The following is a 3,707-nucleotide window of genomic DNA, read 5'->3' as shown; positions in this document are numbered from 1 at the left end:
TGCAAGAACTGATATTCTTACTGGAACATACCTAACTGCTATATTTCAAGACTTGTTAAATTAACATCCCATTGTGTTGATTGTTAATAATAACTCATATCACAGTAACTGTAGACTAAGTTAGTATCACCTCAACACACCCCAGAAGGCTCTGCCGTTCTGAGGGCGCCTATAATACCTTTTTCAATTTCTCATGCAAGCGCAAATTTATAATTTCTTGTTGTTTGCATGAAAAACAGACTAAGAGGCTGTTTTTTGGCTTAATTAGCCTTTCAATGCTGATAATTGTTGTTGTGCAAGGCGTGCGGAGGCACTATCTGCGTACTCTTTTAGAACTTTGTTATACAAAGCTCTTGCACCGGCAGAATCATTTTCTTTTTCTGCAATCATGCCAAGCTTAACTAAACTATCGCCACGCTTATTTGAATCTGCAAATTTACTGACAACAGTACTAAATGCTTGTTTCGCATCATTGTACTCGCTTTTGTTGTACAACAACTGGCCTAACCAATAGTTTGCATTAGCTGCATAATTAGAGTCTGGGTATGTCGATATAAAACTACGAAAAGCAGGAATGGCTTCATCGTACTTACGTTCTTTAAGGACCAAGTTCACAGCGGCCTCATAGCTTCCTGTCTCGCCCAACGTTGAACTAGCTGCGGCAACCGTAGTGGCATCAGCTTGAACTGGTGCTGCTGGGGTTGATGACTTAGCAGTAAGATTAGCAATTTCCTCGTACAGCTGTCGTTGACGCTGTAACATCTGATTCATTTGATAATTTTGTTGCTCAGTAATGCCTCTTAAATCCAACACTTCATTTTGCAATGCATCCATACGACGCTGCATGTCGAATTCGCCTTGTTGCTTTGCTTTAATGATGCGCTCTAATCTTGAAATTCTGTCATCATTTGAACCACCAGATGCATCCGAAACCGGTGCTGGTGCAGCAAAAGCCGTTGCCGTTGTAAAGAACATCGCCGCAACTAATATGGCTAGTTTCATTTTTATCTCCTAAAAAAGGCCAACCGATAACGGTTGGCCTTGCACTTTTTACGCTTTAGTAAACTAACACACCACGACGGTTTTTAGCAAAACCAGTATCGTTGCGTGAATAATCTAATGGCTTTTCTTCGCCGTAGCTCACGATGCTCATTTGGCTAGGTTGTACACCCATACCTTGTAAATACTTAGCAATCGCTTTAGCACGACGTTCGCCTAGTGCGATGTTGTATTCTGGCGTACCACGTTCATCAGCATGACCTTCAATCAATACTCGAACATTTGGATGCTCAACTAAGTAGTTACCATGAGCTTGAATGATCTCAGCATTTTCACTTTGAACTTCACTGCGGTCAAAGTCGAAGTAAATGATATTTTGACGACGTAATTCTTGTTCTTTTAAACGCTGCTGTTCTGCAGAGCTTAGTACAGGAGCTACACCGCCAGTTTCAATACCACCATTACCGTATTCACTACCAGTACCACTCATAGAACCGTTAGCGTCAGTTTCAGAGTCTGAAGTTGAGCTACAGGCACCCAGTGCCATAAGCGGAACTGCAACCAACATAGCTTTAAACAACTTATTCAGATCCATTTTAAATCCTTATCAATATCTATTTAGAGAAACGGAGACCATGCGGGTGACTTCACCTCGCCCTGGCCGACAGGCAATCTTGCTTTAAATCTGCCGTCCATAGAAACAGCAGCTAACACTTGTTTACCTTGATGGGTTGTACCGTAGATAACCATAGTGCCATTTGGAGCAACACTTGGTGATTCATCAAGTTGAGTTGATGAAAGCACCTGCATAAAGCGTGTTGCAAGATCCATTCTAGCAATATGGAATTTACCGTTAGTACGGTTTACAAAAATCATACTACGACCATCTGGGCTAATTGAACCGCCGAGGTTCCATTCACCTTCAAAAGTCATACGCGAGACTTTATTTGTATCTAAACTTACGCGATATAACTGTGGTTTCCCACCACGTTCAGAGGTAAATAAAATTGATTTACCGTCTGGGAACCAAGATGGTTCTGTATCAATTGCGTAATGCTCTGTAATACGTCGAGTTGCTTTAGTGGCAATATCGACGACATAAATTTCTGGTTGGCCATCTTTTGACAGTGTAACAGCTAATTTTTTCCCATCAGGAGAAAAAGCCGGTGCACCATTAATACCGTCAAAACTACTCACTAATGTACGAGTTTGGCTGTAAATGTCTTGAACAAAGATTTCAGCTTTTCTATTTTCAAAACTAACATAGGCTAAACGACGCCCATCAGGAGACCAAGTTGGTGACATCAAGGGCTCTGGTGAACGTAGTAGCATTTGTTCATTGTAGCCGTCGTAATCCGCAATCATTAGATGGTAAGGTGCTTTTTGACCTTGTTTAACCACAACATATGCGATACGGGTTAAAAATGCACCACGAATACCGGTGAGCTTTTCATAAACAATATCACTGATACGATGGCTATACTGTCTAAATTGGTTTGCACTAATAACCGTTTCACGGCTTTCAAGTAATAACTCATTGTTATTCTGAGGCCCTTTACCCGATTGCAGTTGTGCTTTGACTAAATCAATCAGCTCAAAACTCACTAGGTATTGATCTGCTCCATATGGCTTAACCGTACCAACTACAAGCGCTTCAGCTTCTACATTAGCCCAGTTTTGAGCAGTAAAACCATTTACAGACGAAATAGTTGATTGTGGCAATGCACGAACATCAAGTGTCTTAAATGTACCACTGCGAGATAAATCAGATGCTACCACATCAGAAATAGATGCAGGAGCGGGACCTTGCCCTTGCCATACAAAAGGTACTACAGCAATTGGTCTTGCTGCATCAACCCCTTCTGTAATAACAATATCTAACGCTGCGCGAGCGGGTGTAGTTAACACTATTAATACCAGTGTTAGCCATTTAGCCAAATTATTCATGCGACTCCTTTTAACTCCATTCCATCATTAAATACGATTTATATTAATTAAATTCCGGTGAAACGGTTAAATTAATTTCTTTTAATTGCTGATAAACAGCCGGTTCAGGCGATACTGGTAACCGTCCCGCTTTATTTATCGACGCTTTGGCTGCTCGACAAACCACCTGATCACCATCTAACGTTTGGCTTGTTGTGACAAAACCATCTGACGCTAGACGAATAAAGACCCTGCAGCTTTTCCCACGCATTGACTCATCAACAACTAAATTTCGTTGAATAGTGGCAATAATCATGGCTTTATACTTATCAACTTCTGACAACACTTGCTTGTTACGTGTTTTAGAAAGTGAATCTTGTTCAGCAGCCATAGCCTCTGCCATTTCACGTTCTTGACGCGCTTTAGTATCAGCTTCTGCTTTACGTTTACGCTCAGCATCTTCTTTACGCTTACGTTCGTCATCAGCACGTTGACGTTCTTCTTGAGCTTTTTTCGCAGCAGCCTCTTCTTGCTTACGTTTTTCAGCTGCTTTCTTAGCTGCGTCCTCAGAAGCTTTTTGCTCTTGTTCTTTTTGCTTGCGTACTACTTCAGCTTTATCTGCTCGCTCTTTTTCTAGCACTTGCTTTGCCTGAGCTGCTTTAGCGGCGTCATTAGCCTTTTGAGTTTCCTGCTCTTTTTGTTTACGCTGGATCTCTAAAGTTTTAATTTTTTCTTGTTCACGTTCACGCTCACGGCGAGCTTCTGATGCTTTACGTTCTAGT

4 protein-coding genes are annotated in these 3,707 nt (G+C 41.4%); all 4 read right to left on the bottom strand.

Features of this window, described 5'->3' with window-relative positions:
* Nucleotides 1-264: 264 nt before the first annotated feature.
* Nucleotides 265-1,002, bottom strand: a complete 738-nt coding sequence (gene ybgF / locus CXF78_RS14505) for a tol-pal system protein YbgF (protein ID WP_011636937.1) — start codon at nt 1,000-1,002, stop codon at nt 265-267.
* A gap of 55 nt (nt 1,003-1,057) precedes the next feature.
* Nucleotides 1,058-1,594, bottom strand: a complete 537-nt coding sequence (pal, locus tag CXF78_RS14500; protein WP_011636936.1) for a peptidoglycan-associated lipoprotein Pal — start codon at nt 1,592-1,594, stop codon at nt 1,058-1,060.
* Between the two features lie 23 nt (nt 1,595-1,617).
* Nucleotides 1,618-2,946: a Tol-Pal system beta propeller repeat protein TolB gene (gene tolB / locus CXF78_RS14495; RefSeq protein ID WP_102037202.1), complete on the bottom strand. Its 1,329-nt coding sequence runs from the start codon at nt 2,944-2,946 to the stop codon at nt 1,618-1,620.
* 43 nt (nt 2,947-2,989) lie between these two features.
* On the bottom strand, nt 2,990-3,707 hold a 718-nt coding region (gene tolA, locus CXF78_RS14490; RefSeq protein ID WP_102037201.1), incomplete at its 5' end, for a cell envelope integrity protein TolA.

Source organism: Shewanella sp. 11B5, from assembly GCF_002836795.1.
GTDB classification, from domain to species: Bacteria; Pseudomonadota; Gammaproteobacteria; order Enterobacterales; family Shewanellaceae; genus Shewanella; species Shewanella frigidimarina.
This window is presented reverse-complemented; position numbering and strand designations above follow the sequence as displayed.

Excerpts from the sequence above, each read along its gene's own strand:
- ybgF (WP_011636937.1), bottom strand. The coding sequence starts at position 1,002 with ATGAAACTAGCCATATTAGTTGCGGCGATGTTCTTTACAACGGCAACG.
- pal (WP_011636936.1), bottom strand. The coding sequence starts at position 1,594 with ATGGATCTGAATAAGTTGTTTAAAGCTATGTTGGTTGCAGTTCCGCTT.
- tolB (WP_102037202.1), bottom strand. The coding sequence starts at position 2,946 with ATGAATAATTTGGCTAAATGGCTAACACTGGTATTAATAGTGTTAACT.